Source organism: Streptomyces odontotermitis (genome assembly GCF_050510915.1).
GTDB lineage: Bacteria > Actinomycetota > Actinomycetes > Streptomycetales > Streptomycetaceae > Streptomyces.
In genome coordinates this window covers 107802-131236 of sequence record NZ_JBNJLS010000026.1, presented here as the reverse complement: position 1 = coordinate 131236, position 23435 = coordinate 107802, and the positions used below count along the sequence as shown (strand labels likewise).

The window sequence follows — 23435 nt, the reverse complement described above, 5'->3', positions numbered from 1 at the left end:
CCTGGTTGCGTGCGGAGGGAGACGCTGTCTAGGCGGGATTCGAGAGGGAAGCCCAAGACGGATTGCTACGCTGCGCTGATGGATATCCCGAGTGCTGACGAAGTCCGCGCGCTGCACCAGAAATACGCGCCCACCCGGGAAGCATTCGAGGTCGTCTACACCCATTGCGAGATCGTCTGGAGCATCGCCCAGGACCTTCTGCGCCGCTTCGAGGGAACCCTGAACGCGGACCTCGTACAGGCCGGATGCCTGCTCCACGACATCGGCGTCTACCAACTCTACGATGCCCACGGGGTCTTGGATAACTCCCAGTACATCCGCCACGGAGTACTCGGCCACAACATTCTCCGCGCCGAGGGATTCCCGGAATTCGTCTGCAGGTTCTGCTCGTGCCATACCGGCGTCGGACTGTCCAAGCACGACGTCATCACCCAGCAGCTGCCGCTGCCGCTGGCCGACTATCTGGCCGAGACAGCAGAGGAACGGCTGGTCATGTACGCCGACAAATTCCACAGCAAAACCAACCCGCCGAAATTCATGTCCGCGCCCGCCTACGCCACCTACGTACAGCGCTTCGGCGACGACAAGACCACCGCATTCCACGCCCTGCACGCTGAGTTCGGCGACCCCGACCTCATGGCGCTCTCCGCCCGCTTCGGGCACCGAATCCACTAGGTCGGCTTCGAGAATCAGCCGAACCATGGCGAGTACGAGATCAAGCAACGTTTGCCCTGTCGACGACGGCGCGTGGGCGCTGGTCGTCGACGTGGTGGTTTCGCCAGATGATGTAGCGGCGGGTCATGCTGCCCTGTTCCTTGTGGGTGGCGTGGTCCGTGCCGTCGAGGGTGAAGTAGCGCGGGGCGGTGAACTGGGCTTCGATGCGGTTCAGCCAGGAGGAGTTCGTCGGGGTGAAGGCGATCTCGACGTTGTTCGCCGCCGACCAGGTCCCGGCGCGCTGGCGCTTCTTCGTGGTGAGGTGCGGGGAGAAGTTGTCGGCCACGATCGCGATCCGTACCTCTCGCGCGTAGAGGGTGCGCAGGTAGCGCAGAATTGAAGGAACTGGGTGCGTCACTTGATCGGTTTGATGTGGCCGTAGAGCTTGTCCTTGGCCAGGTCCAGGGCGGCGAACAGGTGCCGTACCCCGCTGTGGCGGTTGTAGGTTGCCCGGCGCCGTCGGCGTGGTTCGCGGTCGGGGTTCTTGTGCTTGCCTCCGCGTTCGGACCACTGCTTCCCGGGGTGGCGCATCAGGTTGAGGGGCCGAACTCGTCCATGCAGAAGATGACGGCGGGTTCGTCTTCCTCGGGTATGACCTCCCCGTCGGCGATCGCGCAGAGGTGCTCGACCCGCGCCTTCTTGACCGCGTGGTCCGGATCCCGGGAGGTCTTCCAGGTCTTCAGCCGTTGAAAGGAGACACCTTCCTCGCGGAGCAGGATGCGCAGGCCCTTGTGGCTGATGTCGTCGACCACCCCTCCGCGACCAGGAACTCCGCCAGCTTGGTCAGACTCCAGGTTGAGAACGGCAGGTCGTGCTCGGCCGGTTTAGCCTTCGCGATCTTCTTGATCTCGCGCCGCTGGGGCAGGGGGGAACGTCCTGGGCCGGCCGCCGGCGTACTTCGGGTACAGCGAGTCGAAACCGTCGGTGTTGAAGTTGTGGATCGCATCCCGGACCCGGTCGGCGCTGGTGAACGACACCTCGGCGATCTTCGCCACCGGCATGCCCTGCGCGGACAGCAGCACCATCTGCGCCCGCCGCCAGGTGACTACCGACCCGGTACCCCTGCGGACGAGACGCGCAGTCGTTGCCCTTCGTCGTCACCGATCTCACGAACTCGCACGCGTTCCGCCACCGCAGCAGTCTCGCGGCTGGACGCTGCCCGCGGGCGTCACTGCGTCGGGGTGCCCACTCGCAGGCGGTTGCCGTCAGGATCGCGAAGTTCAATCTCGCGTGCCCACGGAGCGTCCTTCACAGGGACGCCGAATTCGGCGGCGACGGCATCGACGTCGCTCACGCGGAGATACACCAACGTATCGGGACGGGCGTCTCCTTGATGCTCCGACAAGAACAACCGCACTCGGCCACGTGCAACCTCGACAAAGGCAGGGAACCCCGGCTCGAAGCGATGCTCCCACTGCTTGGTGAAGCCCAGGCGTGCGTACCAACTCACCGTCGCAGCAGCGTTCTCGACCCGAAGGATCGGAATGACTTCCTCGTCCATGAGCCCATGATCTCAGATGCCCCTATGAGGCGAACGTTGCTTGATCCGGCACTAGAGCCTTTCTGATGGGTCCTGCCGGGGGGCGTGGTAGAGGTGTCCGTCGTGGGCAAGGAACGTGGTCGGTCGGTTTGTTGCGGTGTTTCCTCGGTACTGGATCGGACGTCGGCGGTGGTCGGCAGAAGCGGGGCAGGCCGAGTCAGAGGAGGGGCTTTCGTGTCCGATGCGCTCAAGATGCTCAGTGACATTCGCACGCTGCGGGCTCAGGCGCGTGAGCTGAACTTGGAATCCTTGGAGGACTTGAGGGTCAAGCTGGAGGTGGTTGTTGAGGAGCGCCAAGGGGAGGCAGACTCAGCTGCCAGGTCCAGCAGGGGGCCTGCCAAGTACCAGTTCACCGACGAGAGTGGGGAGACACATTATTGGTCCGGGCGGGGCCGTACTCCTTCCCTGATCAAGGAGGCGATCGGTGAAGGCAAGTAGCTGGGTGACTTCCTGATCTAAGGATTGAGCGGCGAGACTGCTCAGCATCACCACCCGCCGGACAGACCCTAGTGCTCTGACCGGGGAGGTTGTCCGGGTCGAGGGCTCCGGCGGTTGGATGGGCGCTGACGTCTGTCCGACTGCTGGGGGTGTGGTGGCTGAGCCTGTCGGTGTGCGCAGGTTGACCGATCAGGAGGGGCAGAAGCTGCAGCAGATCGTGCGTCGGGGCAGTCCCAGTTCGGTGCGGTACCGGCGGGCGATGATGCTGCTGGCTTCTGCGGGCGGGAACCGGGTGCCGGTGATCGCGAAGCTGGTGCAGGCCGATGAGGACACCGTGCGTGACGTGATCCATCGGTTCAACGAGGCCGGTCTGGCCTGCTTGGACCCTCGGTGGGCGGGAGGCCGTCCCCGCCTGCTCAGCCCTGACGACGAGGACTTCGTCATCCAGACGGCCACCACCCGCCGGACCAAGCTCGGCCAGCCCTTCACTCGCTGGTCGCTGCGCAAGCTCGTCGTCTACCTGCGGAAAGTCCACGGCCGGGTGATCCGCATCGGCCGCGAGGCGCTACGCGGTCTGCTCGCCCGCCACGGCGTGACCTTCCAGCGCACCAGGACATGGAAGGAATCCCCCGACCGGGACCGCGAGGCGAAGCTGGACCGGATCGAGGAGATCCTGGACCGCTGCCCCGACCGGGTCTTCGCCTTCGACGAGTTCGGACCGCTCGGCATCCGACCCACCGCAGGCTCGGGCTGGGCCGAACGGGAGCATCCCGACCGAGTGCCGGCCACCTACCGCCGCACTGACGGGGTGCGTTACTTCCACGGCTGTTACTCGGTCGGCGACGACCGCGTGTGGGGCGTCAACCGCCGTACGAAAGGTGCCGCGAACATGCTGGCCGCGCTGAAGTCGATCCGCGCCACCCGGCCCGACGGCGCCCCGGTCTACGTCATCCTGGACAACCTGTCCGCCCACAAAGGCGCCGACCTCCGCCGCTGGGCGAAGAAGGACAAGGTCGAGTTGTGCTTCACCCCGGCCTACGCCTCCGGGGCGAACTCGATCGAGGCGCACTTCGGACCGCTGCGGCAGTTCACCATCGCCAACTCCAACCACCCCAACCACACCGTGCAGACGCGGGCCTTGCACACCTACCTGCGCTGGCGCAACGCCAACGCCCGCCACCCCGACGTACTTGCCGTCCAACGCAAGGAACGCGCCCGCATCCGCAGCGAGAAGGGCATCCGCTGGGGCGGACGCCCCCTCAACACCGCAGCCTGACCGACCGCGAACCGCAGCCCCGGAGTGCCGGAAGGGACAGAAGGACGACTCAGGAGGCGGACGGATCGATCTCCCCCGCAAAGACGATGACCTGGTCGATGAGGCTCCGCCGCAGATGGACGACGTCCGTTCCCGCCAGGCGGGGGCCTCCATCCGGCGTGGTGAAGACCCACTGGTACCGGGCCCACTCGTCAGGCATGTCCACCGCTGAGCAGCGCACCATCGTGCCGGTCCCCGCCGGGTGGCGTCGGATGTCCAGCACGAACCGCTCGACCGCCTCGATTCCTTCGCTGCGTCCCAACGGCCCCCAGAAGACCACGTCTGAGGTCAGGGCCTGGGAGAGCAGGGCAGTCACATAGCTGTCGTCCGAGGCGTTAAACGCGGAGATGAACGTGTCGATCGCGGAGCGTGCCGTCTCTTCCTGCATGCCCCAGTAATACCAGCCGTTGCGCGTGCGCTCGTCCCGCGAGCCGCCTTCCGACACACGGTGGACTGTCCCGGTCACAGCACTAGGTGAGATTGATCATGGCTTGGCGGTAGCTCCGCGGGCGGACGCTGCTGCGGGCGGCGGTCGGGGGCACCCGGGATGAGATCGCCGCGATCGCGGCGTCCTGGCTGCCGTCTTCCGACCCTGGTGAGCAGGATGACGCGGTGAACAACGTGCTCAACATGCTGCTCGGCTCTCCCCGTGGCTACGACTCCCGGTGGCATGAGTATTCTGCGGCGACACCGGCGCAGATCGCCCGGACACTCGCGCGGTGGCGCGGTGGCGCGGTGACGACGGCTTCGACGGGGCGGCGAAGGGGACCTTCGAGCGCCTCCGCTGTACGTCTCGCGGCGCCGGGATACACGCCGCGACCCGTTGTCCGTGTCTGTGGGCAAGGGGTCCTGTGACTGGACGGCTGCCGTCGCCTTCATCGCCGCCATGACGAGGCCGGACACTTCTTCGTCTTCGCGAGCATGGCCTGCTCTGTCATCCGCTTGCGCTGCCTCACTGGCTGATGTGCCGCTGCAACAGCTGGACTGCCTGGTCGTGGCCGTAGTGGAGGGCGAGGTCCATGGGTGTTTGCCCGTCCGGATCGGGGAGTTGCGGATCAGCACCGAAGGCCAGGAGCACAGCGGTGGTGTGCACTGTCAGCGGGTTGCCGCTCTGGAGGGCGCCGTCGCCTTCTGCATCAATGGCGTGCGTCAGGAGCGTCATGTTGTCGCATACCTCATCGGAGTCGACACCCTGGGCCAGCAGTTGAGCCAGGGTCTCTGCGTCCTCGTTCTCCACCGCTTGATGCGCCGGTGTCCAGGTGTTCTCCACGGCGGCATTCAACCCTCGTCGCACAAGTCCGGCCAGCGCCTTTCCCTCCAGCTGATCGACAACTGAGGTGGGCTGTTGGTGTGCGTCACCTCTACAGCAGCCCGGCCAGCGGCAGCACCCGCGCGGCGAGCTGCCCGCGCAGCCGCCCGTCGGTGGTGCCGACTTGGGTGAACCAGTCGGCGTTCAGCGGCAGTTCGGCGGGTGCGGCGATGCCTCCTGCTGACAGTCCGCAGTATGCGTCCACGCCGTCCAGGCCGAGTCCGCCGCCCTCAGCGGAGCCGAGCTGGCTGTTGTCGCGGGTGTGGGCGGCGGTACAGAGGGCGAGGAGTTTCGTGGCTGGATCGAGCTTCTTCTTGTGGATCGTCCGGTCGCCGATCACTTTCTGGGCCCAGCCGGAAATGCGGGCGCGGTGAGTCTTGCCGAAGGCGAAGGCGAAGGCGAAGGCGAAGGCGAAGGGGATGGGCTGGTCGGGCAGCAGCGCGGGGACGGTGAACGCGCAGGGGTTCTCGGGTCGGGAAGCCATAACCTCGGCGGTGGAGCCGGGCAGGACCAGCCAGCCGTCCGCGGCCAGTTGTTCCAGGACCAGTTCGGCGTCGTCGTGGAGCCGGCCGCTCAGTCCCTGCCCGGTGATGTTGCCGGTCCCGGCGCGCGCGGTCCTCAAGGTCAGCATGAGCACGGCCAGACGCACCCCTGCCCCGGGGTACGGGGGGGGGTGGGCGGTGGCATAGCTGAGCACGCTGCGGGCGTGCTCGGCCTGCACCCTGTTCAACTGCCGCTCCACCACCTTCCGTCAGTGTCGCTGATGACCGGGGAGCCGCGGTGGTGGTGCATGTCGAGGATGGTCTGCGCGGCCGTCTGGGCGCGCTTGGCCTCCTGGCGCAGGGAGTGGTCGGCGGTGACGTCGGCCCACAGCGCGAACGCGCGGGCCTTGCGTTCGCGCAGGCCGGCGAGTAGCACGAGGTCGGGGTCGGTGCCTTGCTGGTGAGTGCGGAAGGCGTCACTGAGGGCGATGAGTGCGATGCGCAGCACGTCGGGTTCGTGATTCTCCGGCACGGTCCGTTGCGCGATCTTTCCCGAGCGTTTCGCCCGCCGGGACGAGGCGGTGCGGGCCCGAGACAGTGATGTCCGCCCAGCCGCCTCGGAAAGCGAAGCGCTCGCGGTGGGGGAGGGGCCCTGGTCGGAGAAGACCGCCGTGATGCCCTCACCCGTCGTCGCAGCCGCGCACTTCGTGCACGTTTCCGCGATCCGCCACAGGCGCCTCGCGCGGTCGGCGTGGCCTTGCGCCCCTCTGCGGCGCCGTTGGGATAGTGCTGATCGGCGCGGCGGCGGATCTCAAGTGCGAAGCTGTCGTCATCGGGCAGGATTTGGGGTCCTCGGCCCGATCGCGGGTGCGACCCGGGACGCCCGATGACGCACCGGCACCTCAAGGTGTGGACGCATGTGCCACGGGCGGGGTTCTTCCTCCGGGGCCCGTTCATCCAAGGCGCGGCGGTCCGGCACGTCGAGGAACCGGCGCCGGAATGCCCGCGTCCTGACGAGCACCTGCACGCTGAGTTCTTCAGAGAGGCGCGGACCAGACGTGGACCCGGATCCGTCGACAGGAGAACTGCTCCTTGCGTTCCTGATAGCAGGGATCTTCGGCATTGTGAGAGTCGGCATCGTCCTCTTTCCTCTCATTGGCCTCGGGATCTGGGTGGCATACCGGATACGCCGTCGCAGGAAGGGGGTTGGTCAGGGCGGCCCGCCATGAAGTCGGGTGTGAGCTCGTGACAAGATCGCGAGATGTTGCGACTCACGGATTTCATCATCGACTGCCCGGACACGATGAAGCTGGCGGCCTTCTACTCCGAGGTGACGGGCCGTCCGATCAAGGAAGGCAGCTCCGAGGAGTGGGCTGGCATCCAGTTCGGCGAGATCGAGCTGGCCTTCATCCGGGTGGAGGACTACCGCGCGCCGCAGTGGCCGGACAGCGAGCACCCCAAGCAGTTCCACCTCGACTTCGAAGTGGACGAGATCGAGTCCGAGCAGCGCCGCGTCCTTGACCTCGGCGCGACGCTGAGGCAGGACTTCATCGGCCCCAACGGCTATGGCTGGCAGGTCTACACCGACCCGATCGGCCACCCTTTCTGCCTGTGCCGGAACAAGGGCGTCATCTGGACCGACCAGGGCCCGATCTGGCCCACGCGCGACTAGGTTCTGTCGGGGCGGTCTGCGTGATCCGGGTGGCTGCCTGGACGCCCCGTTCGTAACGTCGAGCAGAGCCCGGCGCATGGTCACGGCGTTGTCAGTGCCCGCCGCTGGCGTTCGCCCATTCACGACTTTGAGGAGGGTGGCTTGGTGGGTGCCAGCGGATGGGACTACGTGACCGGGTACGACGGTGATGTCGAGGCTGCCGTAGCGATATTGCAGGCGAGGGTGTTCCAGGAGGAGTACGGCGACGACGGCCGATACCGAAGCCTGGAAGACCTCTACGAAGACGAGGAGCTCATGGGAACCGAGGGTACCCATACGATCCTCGACATCGACAGGGTCATTGACACGGATGCTCCGCCGACACGCTCCTGTATCGCCGACTACGGCACTTTGCGCCCTCTGGCTCTCGACCGGGTGATGCACCACTTCGGCACACACCATCCGTCGGTCAAGCAATACGAGGAACTCGCTGCTGCTGCCCATGAGGCGGCGAGCCATGAGGAGTACGAGCAGAGCCTGCTCGGCGAGTGCCAGATGCGGTGGACCGGCTACTACGTCGTCCTCTTCTCCGGCGGGGGGCCGACTCACCTGGGAATCTTCGGATTCTCAGGAGACTGAGGCTCGTCCCGTAACGCTGAGGTGGGGCTGACGCGTGGCAAGGTCCGCTGCCCCGGCCTCCAGGCTCACAGCAAGTCGCCATCGGTCCGGAGCGCGGAGGCGGGATTCGCCTCCGGCCTTCTCGGTCTTCGGCCGCGGCACCAAGGAGGTGAAGATGAACGGGAAGAGCCAGTGCGAGCCGGGCGCAGACAGTGAGGACCTGGACACGAGTACCTCCTGCTCGGCGCCGGACATGCCGCTCGTGCTCGGCCATCGCTATGACCTCACGGTGTCCGCGGTGCCGTCCCTGTCGAACAGGAAGAAGACGGTGTGGAAGGGGACGATCCGCGACGCGACCGCCCACGGCAAGCAAGGCGCTTGTCATCGGCGCCTGGAGCGTCCCGGCCTGGTGGGGGCAACTGCAGAGCACCTTCTACGGCTTCGTGGAGCGTTACCTGGAGCTGCCCTCCTGTACGGACATCGCGCCGTTGGACGTCTCCTTCGGTGATCCCCAGGTCCCGGCCAAGGGCGTCACTGTCGACTCCGAGGCCGCAGAGACGGTACGTGGTGGCGGCCTGGGCTACTGCCAGGGCAGCACCAACTTCCACGGGCCCCTCCACAGCCGTGACGGGCTGCGTGTACGTCTGGGCTGGAGCGCAGCCGACCGGTGCCCGAAGCGGCGCGTGGCCGTGGCCTTCGAACCCGCCTGGCATCGGCTGGGCGGGGTCAAGAGCCGTCTGAAGTGCCCCACCGCCACCCGGGGGCACTCCGTTCGCAAGGGGATCCACCAGCGCTTCGAGGGCGGCACGCTGTACTGGTCGAAGAGGACCGGGGCTCACCCGGTGTGGGGCTATTTCCTGTCGGGGTACCGGCGGCTGCACTTCGAGTGGGGACGGCTGGGTCTGCCGACCTCGGACGGTCACCGTCTCCTACCGCTGACGGGAGCCGCACGCTGCAGATGCGACGGGCGCATGATGTCTGTGTGGCTGTGGATGTGGGGCCTTCCGCCGGTGGAAGACCCCACGCCGCGTCCTGCTCCTTCGACTCGCTCCTACTTCTTCGGCGTGACCTCCGGCACGGCGGCCCCGCGCGCCGCGCCCACTTCGAACACCACGTGTGCCAGGCCGGTCGGTGCGTCCGCCGTGACCCGTAAGGGTGCCCAAAGGGTCGCGAACTCACTGGCGTTCAGGTTCAGCGGGATGCTCGCGGTCAGCGTGGTGCCGTCCGTTGAGAGCTCGCCGACGGCCCACCAGTTCTGCGGTGTCCCGTTGCGTCCCCAGTACAAGCGGGGTTCGGTGAACCGCATGCCCTGCGGGGCGCGTACGGTGACGGTCTGTGTGCCGATCCGCTCCACGCCGGTGTTCTTCACCGTCGCGCTCGGCCAGAAGCTGTCGTCGTCCTGTGCCACGGTCTGCGGGGTGCGGCGGTCGGTGATGGTGAGTGAGACGCGGGCCCACTCCGGCAGGTAGTTCTGGCAGCGGTAGTAGATGCTGCCGACCTGGAAGGCGTCCTGGGGCTTGCTCGGGTCCCAGCTGTACTGGTGGCTGAAGCCGTCCTGGCCCTCGGCCGCCTGTGGCCAGACCAGGAAGCGGTAGTAGCCGGGCTTGTCGCCGAGTTCGCCCATGTGGAAGGCGGGCAGGTCCACCCAGTCCGACGTGGAGCTGTCGTTGCGTGCCCGCAGGTACTGCTTCTTGGGCAGCGGGGTGAGGTGCGAGGGCTCGCCGTCCTCGTGCACCAGTTGGTAGTAGACGTGGCCGTCGGCCTCGTCGGGCAGGCGCGGGTTGACCAGGTTGAGGAAGAGCGTCCGGTCATGCACGAGACCGCTGTCGGTGACGTAGCCGAAGCCTGCCTGGCTCTGGCCCCGCTGGTTCGGATAGCGGTCCCAGTTGTTGTCGTAGGGCAGGCGGACGAACGGGCGGCCGGTGCCTTCCGGGTAGTTCTTGTCCCAGTCCGGGTTGACTGCCTCGATGCGCGGGGTGGCCGTGCACACAGTGCCGTTGTCCAGGGTGGCCTCGACCTTGATGAGATAGCTCTGGACGTTCTCGCCCTTGACCTTCTTGTCGACGGCCAGGTCGCCGCGGAGGGTGAAGGTGATCAGATCCCGGTCCCCGATCGTGACGGTGTCGATGACCTCGAATTCCTCACCCGTACCGCCCTCCCCGCGCGCCTTCTGGCCGGCGCTGTGGTCGACGGTTCCTTCGCCGTCCCAGTCGTACTTGATCTGCTTGATCTTCACGCCCCTGTGGGCCGATAACCGTCCGTCGTATCGGAATTCGCTGTCCCAGGTCGCGAAGCGGTTGGCGTATCCGAGGGTGCGGATTTCAGGGGCGCCGTTGGTGTCGGCTGCCGACTGAGTGTTGCTGGTGGGGCTCATTGCTCTCCGATCAGGTAAGGAGGGGGCGATCCGAGTTGTCCCACACGGCGCCGTGCTTGCCCGGCCCGCCGGCTCGGTGCAGGGCGTCGGGTGGCTCCTGCTACTTCCCGAGGGCCTCGCGCAGGGCGGTCTTGAGACCCTCGCGCGCCGGGGGTACGGCCAACTCGGCTTCACGTGCCGCGGTGGCCTCGTCAGCGGTCTTTGGCCGCAGGGGCCTGCATGCCGGCCTCGTCCTTCGCCTGGGTGGCGTGCCGGGCGGCCGCGGCGGCGCTTTCGGCCCGATGGACGAGGCCGGTGACCTTTCCTTCGTCCGACACCTCGTGTCCGTCGGGGTTCTGCTTGTTCTTGTTGGATTCCTTCTGGGCAGCGGTGGCTGGCCTGTGGACCACGTCCGCGACCCCTGCGGCGTCGGCCCGGCCGTACGTCGTCCAAGCAGTGGTGATTGTTTCCTTGATCCCCGCGACCCAGCCGTAGACGTGGAAGAGCTCGTAGGTGCTGTCAGCGGGTTTGTGCAGGGCGTTGAGTTCGTCCTGCGGTGCCTGGGCATCGGCCTGCGTCGGGGTCGCCCGGGCACGCGCGGCGGCCGCTCCGCCCTCGGCCTCGATGAGTGCCAGATATTCCCGGGCGGTGGGCTCGAACAGCTCGGCAATGAGTGACCTGGGGTCCAGCGGGTTCACCATGATGTCGGGTCCTTTCCCCTCGGCCTTGCCAACGGTCCCGGCACGACATCGTGACCCCTCCCGTCACTCACAACTGCCACTGTTTTCAGCCCAGTTGACCAGGCATTTCGTTAAACGATCAAGCGTGGCGGGAATCTTGTGTCCGCCCCCTCTCCTGCCGCCTCACCATCTGCCCCGGTCGTCGCTCGGCACACCGTGAACTCGGTGACCACAGCGCCATGGTCGGAGTGGAACGCTCCGCTCTCGTGCTGTGGGAGCCGCTGGTCGATGACTTAGGAGTCGTTCACCCGCAGCTGCTTGCCCCGGGCGAAGATGAAGTCGATCCGGTCCTTTGTGATCATGCTCGCGTAGTCGGGGTGCGGGCTCCAGGTGCGCCCGGGATCGGCGCATACGTTCGCACGGGCGCTGCGGAAGGTGTCCTCGAACCCCGCGTCGGTGAGGATGTCGGTGGCGGCCAGGTCGTAGCTCTGACCGAAGTGGTGTGCGTACGTGGCCCAGCGGGCGGTCCGGTCGGCGGCCGGACGGGTGTTGAGATAGCAGACGAGAAGGATGGGGTCGGTGTTCCCGTCGAGCACGGCGGGTACCTGTTTGCGGACCCGGACCCGGACCCGGACCCGGACCCGGACCCGGACCCGGACCCGGACGCGGGCGCCGCCGATGTTGAAGCCGGAGACGGTGGCGCCGGTGGGGTTCGGGCAGGCAGTGAAGAAGTGGTGGCCCGACACCTTCTGGGAGGGGCTGTTCACCGGCTGGAATGCCGCAACCCACGGCGAGGACCGCATCTGACACCGCCCGGCCCCGGTACCCACTTGTCCCGCAGTCTCGGCAGCAAGGAGTCACCGTGGAGCAGCCCACCCAGGCGAGAGGGCGCATCGCCCGCACAGCCGTCCTCGGCGGCAGGACGGCAACGGTCGCAGTCGCTGCTCTTTCCCTTCCCGTCACCGCGGCGCAGGCGACGGATGAGGCAGACACGGTGTCCGGCAATTCCCCTGAACCAACCCCCGACCAGGAATTCTTCGGACTCTGGGACGCGACGGCACAGCGAGGGGCCAGGCCGGGACGCCTCGACTGCACCGCCGCGCCGCCCCTCACCCCGGTCGAACAGGCCGTCGAGACAGGCGACTGCGCGGCGGCCGCGGAGCGCCTCACCGAGCACTTCGCGAAGCGACCGTCGCGCCCCACACTTGCCTACCTCTTCAACGGCACCCGTCGTTCAGGGCTGACGCCACTGTTCATGGACCACATCTGGACTCTGGGCACCGGCGAGACCTGTCGGGGCTCCCTGACCGTCACCGGGCGGGAGGGCGCGGTGTGGGCCGACGTTGCCGACGGCCTTACCCGCTCCTGCGTCGCGGGTGACGCCGTCCTTTCCTGGTGGCCCGTCATAGGTAGCCCTCCGCGGCGTCGCTCCGGTCCCGCTCGGCTGAGACGGGCGTCCCGCAGCCTGGGGCCTGCCGCGGCCCTCGTGGGGGGGCGAGAGGAGTCGAAGTACGTCAGATCGCCTGTCCTGCGCAGGTTTGGCGGTCTGCCGGGGATGTGCCCGTCACTCCGCGCAAGGTGAGCGCGACCAGGAGCTGCTCAGGATCTCTGGGCCGGATCAACTTGGGGGTTCGGCAGGTGATCAGCGAGGGACAGGTCATGGACAAGGTTCGCAGCGGGCCGAGGGACAAGACCCGTACCGTCGCCCAGAAGTCCTCCGTGTCCTTGCTTGCCACGGCCGAGGGAATCGGTCCGGTGGCCGCCCTGTCAGGCCACCGGGCGAAACGGTCGCCACGCGGTAGGCCATCTGTGCTCAGCCGCGTTTCGATCACGGTCGCTCTCTGTCGGGCGAACGACTGCCATCTCAGACCAGAGCACGTGGCCACGCCGCGCTGCCCGGGTCCTGGCTGCCGCGCCGCAGCCAGGAATCGACGAACTCGGCGGCATGCCCGGCGGGGTTGGGCACGGGCGAGACCTGCGCGCTGCGGGTCGGGTCGGGTCGTGGCCGCGACCGTCGCGGACGGCTGCAGCGCGGCGATCGCCGGCGCGAGCGGCGTGGGATGACATCCCCGGACGTCAGACCGTGCTCATCGGATGCCCCGCCGTGGCCGAGCGCGGGGGCCAAGCGGCGGGGGAGAGGATGCCGAGGACGTAGGCGCGCGCGACGAGGGAGGGGCGGGTGGCGGCGTCCAGGAGGTCGCGCAGGCGGCCCAGGTGGTAGTCGATCGTCTGCCGGGACAGCTTCAGTGAGGTGGCGATGTCGCTGTTGCTGCTGCCCTGCGCCAAGAGGGTGAGGATACGGATCTGCGCGGCGGTCAGGGACGGGTGGGCCTCGTGGGCGAGGCTCTGGTGCGTGACGACGGCCCAGACATGCCGGGCCCGGTCGGCGGAATGGCCCACCGTCGTCAGGTGGAGCCGAGCGCGGCGCTGTAGCCCCTGCGTACCGTCGAGGGTCACGTAGGTCTCGATCCGTCTGGTGCGCCGGGCTATGAGCCCCCGCCATCTGCGGTGCAGCCGGTCCAGGTCGGAAGTGGGCGCGAGCAGCGTGTGCGCCCGGCGGCCGACCAGGTCGGGCAGGGCGAGGCCGAACAGCTCGGCGGCCGCTGCGCTCGCCTCGACCACACGACCGCAGGCCGAGAGGAGTGCGCAGGGCAGGCCGGTGTGGTCGCGCAGCGCCTGCAGGTGCTCCTCGGCCTCTTGGCGCTGGGCCATGGCCCGGAGGTGGTCGGTGATGTCCACGTAGATTCCCGCGACGCAGGTCTGCCCGTTCTCCCGGACGGGGAAGCGGTGGCCGATGGCGTGGCCCGCGCTGCCGTCCGGTCGGCGGTAGTGAAGGGTGTGGCGCACGGGCGTGCCCCGGGTCAGGATCTCCTGGTCGAGTGCGCGGAAGTGGACGGCCTCCGCAGGGGCGTCGAAGTCCTCGATGCGCCGGCCGGTGAGCTCCTGGGCTGTGGTGCCGTACAGGTGTGCGTAGGCGTGGTTGGCCCAGAGGTAGCGTCCGTGCCGGTCCCGGATGAACGCGGCCGCCGGGGCGAGGTCGGCGAGGTCGGCGAAGGCGGCGTACCGGCGCGGGGCTTGGGGGTGGGTGTCGACCTCCACGGCCAGGCCGCGGGTGGGGCGGTGCGCGCGGGTGGCGTCCCTCGGACAGCTCACGTTGAAGGTCCGGCCGTCGAACCTGGCCAGCCAGCGGCCGTCCCGCGGCGGATGCCCCGGATCCGCGACGTGCTGGCGGATCCGGTCCAGGAAGCGCTGTGCCGTACCGGTGTCGGCGAAGGCTCCGCCGCCCTTCTCCCGCACCTGCCAGGGCTGGTCGGCCTCCCACCAGAACACGGGAAGATCCTCGAGCAGAGCCTTGAGGCTGGAATCGTCCACAGCTGTTTCTCCGTCTGTATATGTGTGGTTGACGCACAGTCACCACGCGATGCGTATCCCGTCCTCTGCTCGCGCATGCTCGGTTCTCGGCCGAAGTGGCTCCGCAAGCAAGGGAGTTCGTGGGCGGGCCGTACGTGTTCGCGACGCGTGCCGTGGGGCCGACTCAGGCATTTGCCTGAACGCCGGGCCTCCGGGGTGGCCTCACAGGTGTCCGGCGCCTGTTCCCCTTGGAAGTGCGGGTGAACACGCCCCGCTCCATCTCCCCGGTGTCTGTGCGCGTTCGGCGCGTGGCACCGGCCCGTACGCGACACAACCAACTGGATGAAACGGAGACGAACCGCAGTGAGCAAGGTGCTGTTAGTGCATGCCAAGGGTGGTCCGCCGCTCGGTCACGTCCTGTCCAGGACGGCCGCGAAGGCGCAGGTGCACCTCTTGGCGCTCAGCGCTCTTCCTCCCGCCGTGGCAGGTGACGCCCGCAGGCTGTGCGCCTCGGTGGTGACACCCGCCGCCGCGCAACGCGTCGACCTGGTGTCCCTGATCGTCACGCGGGCGAAGGCGGTTGGCGCGGACGCGGTGCTCACCTTCTCCGAGTACGCGGTCGTCGCCGTCGCGGAAGCGTGCCAGGCGCTCGGCCTGCCGGGCGCGGGCGGCACCGCCGCGCTGGCCCGTGACAAGCGCCTGATGCGGCGCACCTGGCACGAACACGGCCTGCCCCAGCCCGAGTTCAGGCCCGTCGCCACGGAGGCCGACCTGCATGAGGCGGCCACCCGCCTGCCCTTCCCGCTCCTCCTGAAGGCGGCCTGGAGCGCGGGTTCCACCGCGCATCAGATCATCCGCTGCCCGTACGAGGTGTCCGCCGCCTGGCACCGCTCGCGCGAGGTGATGGCCGAATCGGCCCAGTTGGGCTACGCGGAGCTGCATGTGGCCGAGGCGGATGCGGACTTCGTCGTCGAGCAGATCGTCACCGGCACCGCGTCCGAATGGTTCGACGACCCCGGCTGGGGCGACTATGTCAGCGTCGAAGGCGTCGTGGCCCAAGGTGTGTTCCACCCGGTGTGCGTCAGCGGCCGGATGCCCACCGTCGCACCGTTCACCGAGCGGGCGGGCATCACCCCCGCCCAGCTGACCCCGGACGCGCAGAGCCGGATCGTGGCCCTGGCCCGGGAGTCCGTCGACGCGCTCGGCCTGCGCGACTGCGGCACCCACACCGAGATCAAGCTCGGGGCGGACGGCCGGATGTGGCTGATCGAGACGGCAGCCCGGTTCGGTGGCGCGATGACGGTGCCGCAGATCGAGGAGGTCTTCGGCCTCGACCTGATCGGCATGCTCGTCGACCATCTCCTGGGCCGTTCGGTCCACTGGCCCGAGCGCGCCCTCACCCCGGCGCAGGCGCGCGGGGCGGCAGGCTCGCTCGTCGTCCTCGCGGTCGACAGTGCGGGCGAGGCATGGCCCGGCCGCAAGGCGTGGGACTTCCCCGTGGTGGCGGAGCGCGTGCCGCTGAGCCGGGGCAGCCGTCTGTCGGTCGTCGCCGAGAGCTCCCTCACCGACGGCAGCACCGTCCCGGTCTACGACCCGGCCGCCGGCGCCAACACCATGGCGGCCCTGTGCCTGCTCTCCGCCACCGACCCGCGCACCGTGCTCCGCGACTTCGAAACCCTGGTGGACGCCCTGCCCCGGGTCCTGCCCGCCGCGCAGCCCGAGGAGGTTTCCCGATGACCGCCCCTGTGCTCACCGGCGCACCCGAACCGGCCACGGACCGCACCGTCGTCGGCGAGAACCTCTCCCTGCCGCTCTTCCGCACCCTCTCGGGCGTCCTGGCGGGCCACCAGTACCTCAAGGTCGTCGTCGACCGCTCCGAGGACACCTGGCATCTGCTGGACACCGCCGCCCACCCCTTCCACGTCAACTACATCGCCACCCGAGTCCTGGGCATGGAACTGGCCGCGCTGGACGCCGAGTTGGACGCGTTCAACGCCTCCGTCTACACCGACCCCGAACGCCGCTTCCTCCTCGGCGTGCTGTCCCTGCACACCGAGCAGGACGCCGAGGGCCGCGAACGCCCCTTCCTCGTACTGGAGACCACCGAGGCCGACACCATGCACGGTGACCTCCTGGCCTGGTTCTACGAGTACGTGCGCCTGCGGGTCGACGGCCGGCTGCCGCTGCTGCTCAAGCCCGCCAACCACGGGCAGGAGGAGCAACTCGCGTCGATCAGCGAGCAGCGCGTGCCGCGCATCCTGAGCCACGAACTCTTCGGCACCAGGACCAGGACCCCGCTGAACGCCGGCGAGGCCGTCGGGCGGCTGCGGTTCTTCCGTACGCACGAGGAGTACACGGCGGCCCAGGCCGGGCTCGGCTGGCGGGACATCGTCGCCATGCCCTGCCTGCCGGACGATGTGCCGAGGGTGGCCGGATTCCTCAACACCGCGCCGATCACACCGCTTTCCCACACGAACGTCCTGGCCTCCGGGTGGGGGATACCCAACGCGATCGTGTGCGACCTGGCACCACTCGTCGAGCGCGACGCGCTGGAGGGGGCGTGGGTCCGCTACCGGGTGTGCGAGGACGAGATCTCCCTGGAACGCCTGGATGACGAACCGGTCCTTGAGGCCCCGTCCTGGCACCAGCAGCGCATCCGTCTCGAACCGCCCCTGCTTGAGGACACCCCCGTCCTGGCCCTGCACCGGCTCCGCGGCACCGACCGGGACCGGTACGGCACCAAGGCGGCCAACCTCGGCGAGCTGCACCACGTGCTCGACAGCCGCACGGCCGACTTGACCGCCTTCTACCGGCAGCCGCGCCCGCCACGTAACAACCTCTGCGGGCATCTCGCGGCACGGCTGGGCCTGGAGGACCCCGCCACCGACGAACTGCGCGCCGCCGCGGCCCGGTTCGTGGCTTCGACGGTCGGCGCCCCGGCGGGCGTGGCGCTCCCCTTCGCACTGCAGCAGAACTTCCTCGCCTCCTGCGCCCCTCTCCAGCAGGGCATCGGCAAGCTCAAGATGGCTCTGGAACTCGACGCCACCGACGTCCTGGACGCGCTCTGTCTGCAGCTCCAGCACCTCATCCGGCACACGCCCCTCCCTGAGTCCGTCACCCGGCAGATCAGTCAGGCTTTCCCCGCCGCCGCGGCTCCGGGCAGCCGTCTGGTGGTGCGCTCCTCCTCCAACGCCGAGGACCTGCCCGGGTTCTCCGCCGCGGGCGTCTACGACTCCGTCACCACCGTCCACGACACCGACGAACTCCTGGATGCCGTACGCCAGGTGTGGGCCTCTTTGCTTTCGCCCCGCAGCGTGCGCCTGCGCCACCAGGTCGGCATCTCCCTCGACGACACATACATGGGCGTGATCATCCAGGAGTACGTGCCCGCCTCCCTCGGCGGCGTGCTGGTCACCTGCAACCCGACGCGCGGCGAGGACTTCCGCAACGTCTACCTCAACTGCTCGCCGGGTTCACCGGAGCAGGTGGTGGATGGCTCGGTGCTGCCGCAGCAGTACCTGTACAACACGGTGGAGGGCGGAGGCCGTACGGTCGCCCTGGGCTCTTTCGGAGAGCCGCTGCCTGCCGCGACCCGGGCCCGGCTCGTGGACTTGTCCCTGACCGGGCGGCTCCTGCAGTCTCACTTCAGCGGCTCACGGTGCGGCGGGGGAGATGTGGACAAGCCGCTGGACATCGAGTGGCTGATGACCGAGCAGGGTGACTTCCGGCTGGTCCAGATCCGTCCCTACGCGCTGTGAGCCCGCGCATGCGCCGTCCCGCCACGGGCGCGGGCGGCGGCTTGACGGAAACCGCGCGCCGCATCATCCGGCTCAACTACGGCTTCCAGCTGCTGTTCAACCTGCTGTGGTGGATGCCGGTGTTCTATGCCTACCAGAAGACGGCCGGGCTGACGGACGCTGAGATCTTCGGGATCCAGAGCATCTATTACGTGGCGTTCTGCCTGTTCGAGATTCCGACGGGGCTGATCGCCGACCGGATCGGTGCCCGCAACTGCCTGCGGGCCGGTGCGGTGGTCATGACGGCGGCCAACCTCGCTCCGGTGCTCAGCGCCTCCTACACCGGCTTTCTCGTGCACTTCCTCGCCATTGCCGCGGGCCGCTCGCTCACCTCGGGCGCGGCGAGCGCCTATCTGTACGACGGGCTGCGGGCCGAGCAGTGCGATGAGCACTACCTGAAGGCGGAGGGCACGGCACGCGCCCTGGGTCTTGCGGCGAAGGTGGTGTGCTGGCCGTTGGTCGGGCCGCTGATGGCGCTCGCGCACCCGGCCCCCTACCTGCTCAGCGCCGTCAGCGCGGCGGGCTCGCTGGCCTGCGCCATTGCGCTGCCCCGGCTCGGCGGAGCGGACCGCGTCAGCGCGACGGCGGCGGCCGACCGGCCGGACCGGTCGGACGGTGGGCGCAGGGGCGGCGCTTTCCTACGGGATGCGGGTGCGGCCCTGCGCTGTGTCGCCTCCTCGCGATGGCTGGCCCTGGTCATGGTCCAGGGCGTGGCCGTCTTCACGCTCTCCCGCATCTGCCAGGTCAACCTCTTCCAGCCGATCCTGCTCGACCACGGCATTGCGGAGGCCTCGCACGGCGGCGTCCTTGCCGCGATGACGGTGGCGGAAGCGGTGGGCGCGGCCCGCCCGCAGTGGCTGAGCCGCCGCCTCACGCCCGTGGCCTGGGTCTCCCTGCTCAGCCTCGTGCTCGCGGGCAGCCTGGCGGGCATGGCCTACGGCGGACCGTGGTCCGTGGTGGCGTTGCTCTGCCTGTTCGCCGCCGCGACAGGCTTCGCCTACCCGGTCCAGCGCAAGCTGGTGAACGACGCCATGCCCGCACACGCCCCGCGCGCGACACTCCTCTCGATCGAAAGCATCGTGGACCGCGCGGTGTGCGCACTCGCCGCGGTCGCCGTGGGCGCGTACGTCTCCGCCGGACATCTGGACGCCCTGCTGCTGCACAGCGCGCTGGCGACGGCGATCCTGCTCGGGGGCTTCCAACTGGTCGTGCGCAGCGGCTCGGTGAAGCGCAGTCAGGGGAAGGCAAGTCCCGGCTCCCTCCCGTCGGCCGGGGCGGTCGCTGAGGGGGTGGAGGACGAGGCCGTCCGCGCCGCCGCCCTTGGAGCGGAATCCCGCAGGGGGCGACGGCGATGACGTAGCGGTCAGCGCGACAGGCGGCCGAGGAGCTCGATGAGTCCGACTGGCAGGTAGGCGGGCCGGTGGGGCCGGTCGACCTGGTACGCCAAGTAGCCGAGCGAGGCCGCGACATCGACCTCCTCGGCCGTCTCCGCCTGGTAGACGAGTCGGCAACCGCCGGAGAGGCCCTTCGCGCGCTGCCACAGCACCGGCGCCGGCTTGCGTTCCGTTTCTGTACGAGGCGTCAGGATCCGGTCGCCGAAGTCCTTCCAGGCGAAGGGCGCCGAGCCCCGCCATGTGGCATCGACCTCGCTCCTCAGCCGGGCGGCACGCTCGGCGTCGGTCGCGCCCCAGGACGGCGGCACGTTGGTGATCAGGCCGACCTTGATGTGCCGTTCACGCAGGGCACGCAGATAGGCGGCCGCGCCGGGAAGGTAGCTGGTACTGCCGTCGTCTGAGGTGTGCACCAGGGTCTCGCCCAGGTCGAAGTACACGACGGGGCAGGCGCGTTCGACGCCCGACCGCCCGGCAATGCCGCGTGCCGCGCCGTCTCTCGCGTGCGCGGGCGCGGCCGCACCCGCCGCGCAGAGCACGGTCGACACTACGGCCGCGCCGAGCGCGAGCCTCATCCGGAGTGGTCCCCTCGGGGCGGATCTATGCATGGCGTGGTCGCCCTTCTTCCGGTGCATCACGAGGATGCGCGGATGTCCCGTTCATGACAGCCGGGTGGCGGTGTGCCCAGGTGGCATCAGCGGCGTCCAGAGGCTGTCCCGTCGTGCGTCGATCCCTCGCGCTCTACCCGTGAACACCACCTGCCACTCGGGTTGCAGAGCATCACGGGGCGACACTCCACTACACCTCACCAGCCATCTGCTGACAGCCCGGGTGCGGCGGTGTGCTGCCCCTCCGTTGAGTCGGGCGCGGAGGGTGAGTCCGGAGGTTGTGTCTGGCGGGGAGGGGGATGAAGGGCCAAGCTGAGTAGTTGGCTACCCGTGAGGCGCGGCTCGCTCGCGTGTTGGATGCGCTCATTCGCCCCCTATGTCGTGTACCCACAGTGGCCCCAAGGGCGGTGATGTGAAGCGCGAATGTACGGAACGGGGCCCACGCCGTGAGGGGGCAGGCTGCAGGGGAAGTGAGCCCCCGCCGGTGACCTGACTGCCTACGTCCCGGGCGCAGCAGTGGCCCGCTGCCAGAAGGAGCAGTGGGCAACGGCGTCCGGAAAGTCCGCCGACATCTTGGCGGCCAAGTCCTCCGTCCGGATCGGCGCCCCGTATTTAATTGCGCATTCGCCAGAGGGCTCCCAACTCCGCTGATAATTTGGGGTCATGGACTTTCGTCATCTGGGAAGCAGCGGTTTAATAGTCAGTCAGATTGCGTACGGCAACTGGCTGACCCGGAGTTCATCGAGGAGCGAAGAGACGGACCTCGCCTGTGTGCGGGCCGCGCTTGACGCCGGAATCACCACCTTTGACACCGCGGACGTCTATGCGGACGCCCACGCGGAGGAATCTCTCGGCCGGGCACTGAAGGGGGAGCGCCGGGAGGGCCTGGAGATTCTCACCAAGGTCTTCGCGCCTACAGGGCCCGGCCGCAATGACATGGGGCTCTCGCGCAAGCACATACGGGAGTCGATCGACAACTCCCTGCGCCGCCTTGGCACGGACCACGTGGATGTCTACCAAGCCCACCGGTTCGATCTCTCGACCCCGCTCGAGGAAACCATGGAGGCGCTGGCCGACGTGGTGCACTCCGGCAAGGCGCACTACATCGGCGTCTCCGAATGGACCGCGGACCAGATCAGGCGCGGTCATGCTCTCGCCCGTGAGCTCAAGATCCCCCTGGTGTCCAACCAGCCGCAGTATTCGGCCCTGTGGCGGGTCCCCGAGGCCGAGGTGATCCCTGCCTGCGAGGAGCTCGGCGTCGGGCAGATCGTCTGGTCGCCACTGGCCCAAGGCGTGCTGACCGGCAAGTATCTGCCGGGCGGGAAGTGGCCGGAGGGCTCCCGGGCGACGGACTCGAACGACGGCTCGGCGGAACTCGCCGCCTGGTTGACGGACGATGTCCTCGGCCGTGTGCAGCAGCTTGGGCCGATCGCTGCCGACGGCGGCCTGACGGTCGCTCAACTCTCGCTCGCCTGGGTGCTTCAGAACCCCAACGTCTGTGCCGCCGTGCTCGGAGCGTCCCGGCCCGAGCAGATCACCGGCAACGCCAAGGCGGCCGGCATCAGACTGGACGACGAGGTCGTGGCCCGGATCGACGCCGTGCTCGGTCCGGTGGCCCATCGTGACCCTGCGGCCACGGTCGCCATGAGTCCCCGGTCCCCCGACTGGCGCCTCGCCTGACCGTCCGGGCAAGGGTCTCCCCGCGGACGTAGGACACGTCCGCGGGGAGACCCTTCACCAAGTCTTCTGGATTTGGCGGGAATTCACCAGGCGATCGGCAACTGCAGCAGGCTCCGCACCTGCATGCCGTCTTTCCACTCCAGTGAATCCGGGGGAACGGCGCACCGCATTCCGGGCAGTCGCGCGAACAGCGTCTCCAGGGCCACCTGCATTTCAAGGCGAGCCAACGGCGCACCCAGGCAGCGGTGGATTCCGTACCCGAATCCCAGATGGGGATTGTGCTCCCGGGTGAGCTCGAACCGGTCCGCGTTCTCGAACACCGATTCATCGCGGTTGGCCGAGGGAATGGCGGGAAGGACGGACTCGCCCGCACGGACCAGCGTTCCGCTCAGTTCGACGTCCTCGGTGGCGTAGCGCGCGAAGGTGACATGGGAGATGAGGGGCACATAACGCAGCAGCTCCTCGATCGCCCTCGGCATCAGCTCGCTCCTGCGCTGGAGCAGGTCCAGCTGCTCGGGGTGGGTGAACAGGACGTAGAGGGAGTCGATGAGCTGCGACGAGACTGTCTCGTGCCCCGCGATCAGCAGCACGCTCGCCAGCTCCACCAGTTCCTTCTCGGAGAGTTTGTCCTCCTCGTCGCTGGCCTTGACCATGGCGCTGATCAGGTCGTCCTGCGGCCGCTCACGGCGGCTGACCATCAGCTGCGCGATGTATCCGTGCAGCCGCTCGGTGTCCGCCTCGACCTCCTCCTCCGTCATCACGGTCGTGGCGGAGAAGGCGTCCAGCCAGCCGCGGAACTGCTCGCGGTCCTCGAACGGGACGCCGAGCAGATCGCACACGACCGTGCCGGCGAAGGGAACCGCGAACCCTTCCATGAGATCACCGGGTGGCCCCTGGGCCACGAGTCCGTCGATCAGGCGGTGCGCCTCCGCTTCGATCCGGGGACGCAGCAGCTCGACACGGCGCATGGTGAAGACCTTGGCCAGGAGCCGGCGCAGCCGGGTGTGGTCCGGCGAGTCCATGCCCAGGATGCTGGTGTGGATGGGCAGCGGAGTCAGGCGGGACTCGTCGTGCTCCGCCGCCAGCGCGCGGCTGAACCGGCGGTCCCCGAGGATCGTTTTCATGTCCGCGTGCTTGGTGACCAGCCAGGCGTCTTCGCCGAAAGGGCAGCTGACCCGGGGCACGGGTTCTTCCTGGCGCAGCTTTGCGTACAGCGGATCGACGTCCAGGGCTACCGCTTCGCTGAAGGGGTAGCTGCGGGCTGGCTGCTGGCTGCTCATGCGGACCGCACCTCCGAGAACCGGTCGTAGTGTTCGACGAGGCTCTTGGGCCGCATGTCGGTCCAGTTCTCCTCGACGTAAGTGAGGCACTCCTGGTGGGAGGCGGGTCCGTGGACCGTGGTCCACCCCGCGGGCACGGTGGCGAAGGACGGCCATAAGGAGTGCTGTCCCTCGTCGTTGACCAGTACGGAGAAGGTGCCCTCGGTGTCGTCCCAGGGGTTGCTCATG

The 23435-nt window shown here is 68.5% G+C and carries 21 protein-coding genes and 2 pseudogenes; 10 read left to right on the top strand and 13 right to left on the bottom strand.

Features of this window, described 5'->3' with window-relative positions:
* The first annotated feature begins 78 nt into the window (after nucleotides 1-78).
* Nucleotides 79-675 carry an HD domain-containing protein gene (locus tag ACQB60_RS41160; protein WP_496931215.1) on the top strand — a complete coding sequence of 199 codons (597 nt, stop codon included), beginning with the start codon at nucleotides 79-81 and terminating at the stop codon, nucleotides 673-675.
* Between the two features lie 40 nt (nucleotides 676-715).
* Here ACQB60_RS41160 and ACQB60_RS41155 read toward each other — a convergent pair.
* Together ACQB60_RS41155 and ACQB60_RS41150 are read right to left on the bottom strand one after the other, a co-directional pair.
* Nucleotides 716-1846 (bottom strand): annotated as a pseudogene (locus tag ACQB60_RS41155) (IS630 family transposase).
* Nucleotides 1847-1882: 36 nt separating this feature from the next.
* Nucleotides 1883-2215 carry a glyoxalase superfamily protein gene (locus tag ACQB60_RS41150; RefSeq protein ID WP_496931209.1) on the bottom strand — a complete coding sequence of 111 codons (333 nt, stop codon included), beginning with the start codon at nucleotides 2213-2215 and terminating at the stop codon, nucleotides 1883-1885.
* A gap of 213 nt (nucleotides 2216-2428) precedes the next feature.
* On the opposite strand from ACQB60_RS41150, the gene ACQB60_RS41145 reads away from it, so the two are divergent.
* On the top strand, nucleotides 2429-2692 hold the full coding sequence (locus ACQB60_RS41145) for an H-NS family histone-like protein (RefSeq protein ID WP_496931208.1): 264 nt from the start codon (nucleotides 2429-2431) through the stop codon (nucleotides 2690-2692).
* A 154-nt stretch (nucleotides 2693-2846) separates the two neighbouring features.
* Complete coding sequence (locus ACQB60_RS41140) at nucleotides 2847-3968, top strand: IS630 family transposase (protein ID WP_496931207.1); 1122 nt, start codon at nucleotides 2847-2849, stop codon at nucleotides 3966-3968.
* A gap of 49 nt (nucleotides 3969-4017) precedes the next feature.
* Here ACQB60_RS41140 and ACQB60_RS41135 read toward each other — a convergent pair whose 3' ends face one another.
* From ACQB60_RS41135 to ACQB60_RS41120, 4 genes are all read right to left on the bottom strand, one after another.
* Complete coding sequence (locus tag ACQB60_RS41135; RefSeq protein WP_389547361.1) at nucleotides 4018-4395, bottom strand: nuclear transport factor 2 family protein; 378 nt, start codon at nucleotides 4393-4395, stop codon at nucleotides 4018-4020.
* A 564-nt stretch (nucleotides 4396-4959) separates the two neighbouring features.
* A complete protein-coding gene (locus ACQB60_RS41130) occupies nucleotides 4960-5277 on the bottom strand; it encodes an ankyrin repeat domain-containing protein (RefSeq protein WP_496931206.1) in 318 nt (105 codons plus the stop codon).
* Nucleotides 5278-5368: 91 nt separating this feature from the next.
* Nucleotides 5369-6046, bottom strand: coding sequence for a hypothetical protein (locus tag ACQB60_RS41125; protein ID WP_496931205.1), 678 nt, complete (start codon nucleotides 6044-6046; stop codon nucleotides 5369-5371).
* Complete coding sequence (locus tag ACQB60_RS41120) at nucleotides 6043-6330, bottom strand: hypothetical protein (protein ID WP_496931204.1); 288 nt, start codon at nucleotides 6328-6330, stop codon at nucleotides 6043-6045. Before ACQB60_RS41120 ends, ACQB60_RS41125 begins: the two co-directional genes overlap by 4 nt.
* Before the next feature lie 729 nt (nucleotides 6331-7059).
* Between ACQB60_RS41120 and ACQB60_RS41115 the strand changes: the two genes are divergently transcribed.
* The 3 genes and pseudogenes from ACQB60_RS41115 to ACQB60_RS41105 all read left to right on the top strand — a co-directional run.
* Complete coding sequence (locus ACQB60_RS41115; protein ID WP_496931203.1) at nucleotides 7060-7470, top strand: VOC family protein; 411 nt, start codon at nucleotides 7060-7062, stop codon at nucleotides 7468-7470.
* A gap of 144 nt (nucleotides 7471-7614) precedes the next feature.
* Nucleotides 7615-8088, top strand: a complete 474-nt coding sequence (locus ACQB60_RS41110) for a hypothetical protein (protein WP_496931214.1) — start codon at nucleotides 7615-7617, stop codon at nucleotides 8086-8088.
* Between the two features lie 257 nt (nucleotides 8089-8345).
* A pseudogene (locus ACQB60_RS41105) lies at nucleotides 8346-8948 on the top strand (hypothetical protein); the annotation flags it as partial.
* Between the two features lie 170 nt (nucleotides 8949-9118).
* Here the strand turns inward: ACQB60_RS41105 and ACQB60_RS41100 are convergent.
* From ACQB60_RS41100 to ACQB60_RS41085, 4 genes are all read right to left on the bottom strand, one after another.
* Entirely contained in the window at nucleotides 9119-10441 is a 1323-nt protein-coding gene (locus ACQB60_RS41100) for a hypothetical protein (RefSeq protein ID WP_496931202.1), read from the bottom strand.
* Nucleotides 10442-10632: 191 nt separating this feature from the next.
* On the bottom strand, nucleotides 10633-11121 hold the full coding sequence (locus tag ACQB60_RS41095; RefSeq protein ID WP_496931201.1) for a hypothetical protein: 489 nt from the start codon (nucleotides 11119-11121) through the stop codon (nucleotides 10633-10635).
* A gap of 272 nt (nucleotides 11122-11393) precedes the next feature.
* The gene (locus ACQB60_RS41090) at nucleotides 11394-11867 is read right to left on the bottom strand and encodes a hypothetical protein (protein WP_496931200.1); all 474 of its coding nucleotides are present in this window, start codon (nucleotides 11865-11867) and stop codon (nucleotides 11394-11396) included.
* A 1309-nt stretch (nucleotides 11868-13176) separates the two neighbouring features.
* A complete protein-coding gene (locus ACQB60_RS41085) occupies nucleotides 13177-14472 on the bottom strand; it encodes a PAS domain S-box protein (RefSeq protein ID WP_496931199.1) in 1296 nt (431 codons plus the stop codon).
* Nucleotides 14473-14832: 360 nt separating this feature from the next.
* Here ACQB60_RS41085 and ACQB60_RS41080 point away from each other — a divergent pair, with 360 nt between their 5' ends.
* The 3 genes from ACQB60_RS41080 to ACQB60_RS41070 are packed head-to-tail and all read left to right on the top strand — an operon-like array spanning nucleotide 14833 to nucleotide 19603.
* Nucleotides 14833-16188, top strand: a complete 1356-nt coding sequence (locus tag ACQB60_RS41080; RefSeq protein WP_496931198.1) for an ATP-grasp domain-containing protein — start codon at nucleotides 14833-14835, stop codon at nucleotides 16186-16188.
* Nucleotides 16185-18209, top strand: a complete 2025-nt coding sequence (locus ACQB60_RS41075; protein WP_496931197.1) for a PEP/pyruvate-binding domain-containing protein — start codon at nucleotides 16185-16187, stop codon at nucleotides 18207-18209. Before ACQB60_RS41080 ends, ACQB60_RS41075 begins: the two co-directional genes overlap by 4 nt.
* 8 nt (nucleotides 18210-18217) lie before the next feature.
* Nucleotides 18218-19603, top strand: a complete 1386-nt coding sequence (locus ACQB60_RS41070) for an MFS transporter (RefSeq protein ID WP_496931196.1) — start codon at nucleotides 18218-18220, stop codon at nucleotides 19601-19603.
* 8 nt (nucleotides 19604-19611) lie between these two features.
* On the opposite strand, the gene ACQB60_RS41065 is transcribed toward ACQB60_RS41070, so the two are convergent.
* Entirely contained in the window at nucleotides 19612-20214 is a 603-nt protein-coding gene (locus ACQB60_RS41065) for an HAD family hydrolase (RefSeq protein WP_496931195.1), read from the bottom strand.
* Between the two features lie 696 nt (nucleotides 20215-20910).
* On the opposite strand from ACQB60_RS41065, the gene ACQB60_RS41060 reads away from it, so the two are divergent.
* Nucleotides 20911-21927, top strand: coding sequence for an aldo/keto reductase family protein (locus ACQB60_RS41060; RefSeq protein WP_496931194.1), 1017 nt, complete (start codon nucleotides 20911-20913; stop codon nucleotides 21925-21927).
* 83 nt (nucleotides 21928-22010) lie between these two features.
* Here ACQB60_RS41060 and ACQB60_RS41055 read toward each other — a convergent pair whose 3' ends face one another.
* Together ACQB60_RS41055 and ACQB60_RS41050 are read right to left on the bottom strand one after the other, a co-directional pair.
* Entirely contained in the window at nucleotides 22011-23207 is a 1197-nt protein-coding gene (locus ACQB60_RS41055) for a cytochrome P450 (protein WP_496931193.1), read from the bottom strand.
* A complete protein-coding gene (locus ACQB60_RS41050; protein ID WP_323178692.1) occupies nucleotides 23204-23434 on the bottom strand; it encodes an MbtH family protein in 231 nt (76 codons plus the stop codon). The genes ACQB60_RS41055 and ACQB60_RS41050 overlap by 4 nt, the downstream gene beginning before the upstream one ends.
* Between the last annotated feature and the right edge of the window lies 1 nt (nucleotide 23435).

Excerpts from the sequence above, each read along its gene's own strand:
- ACQB60_RS41060 (WP_496931194.1), top strand. The coding sequence starts at position 20,911 with ATGGACTTTCGTCATCTGGGAAGCAGCGGTTTAATAGTCAGTCAGATT.
- ACQB60_RS41160 (WP_496931215.1), top strand. The coding sequence starts at position 79 with ATGGATATCCCGAGTGCTGACGAAGTCCGCGCGCTGCACCAGAAATAC.
- ACQB60_RS41065 (WP_496931195.1), bottom strand. The coding sequence starts at position 20,214 with ATGAGGCTCGCGCTCGGCGCGGCCGTAGTGTCGACCGTGCTCTGCGCG.
- ACQB60_RS41050 (WP_323178692.1), bottom strand. The coding sequence starts at position 23,434 with ATGAGCAACCCCTGGGACGACACCGAGGGCACCTTCTCCGTACTGGTC.
- ACQB60_RS41135 (WP_389547361.1), bottom strand. The coding sequence starts at position 4,395 with ATGCAGGAAGAGACGGCACGCTCCGCGATCGACACGTTCATCTCCGCG.
- ACQB60_RS41095 (WP_496931201.1), bottom strand. The coding sequence starts at position 11,121 with ATGGTGAACCCGCTGGACCCCAGGTCACTCATTGCCGAGCTGTTCGAG.
- ACQB60_RS41115 (WP_496931203.1), top strand. The coding sequence starts at position 7,060 with ATGTTGCGACTCACGGATTTCATCATCGACTGCCCGGACACGATGAAG.
- ACQB60_RS41055 (WP_496931193.1), bottom strand. The coding sequence starts at position 23,207 with ATGAGCAGCCAGCAGCCAGCCCGCAGCTACCCCTTCAGCGAAGCGGTA.
- ACQB60_RS41150 (WP_496931209.1), bottom strand. The coding sequence starts at position 2,215 with ATGGACGAGGAAGTCATTCCGATCCTTCGGGTCGAGAACGCTGCTGCG.
- ACQB60_RS41075 (WP_496931197.1), top strand. The coding sequence starts at position 16,185 with ATGACCGCCCCTGTGCTCACCGGCGCACCCGAACCGGCCACGGACCGC.
- ACQB60_RS41100 (WP_496931202.1), bottom strand. The coding sequence starts at position 10,441 with ATGAGCCCCACCAGCAACACTCAGTCGGCAGCCGACACCAACGGCGCC.
- ACQB60_RS41070 (WP_496931196.1), top strand. The coding sequence starts at position 18,218 with ATGCGCCGTCCCGCCACGGGCGCGGGCGGCGGCTTGACGGAAACCGCG.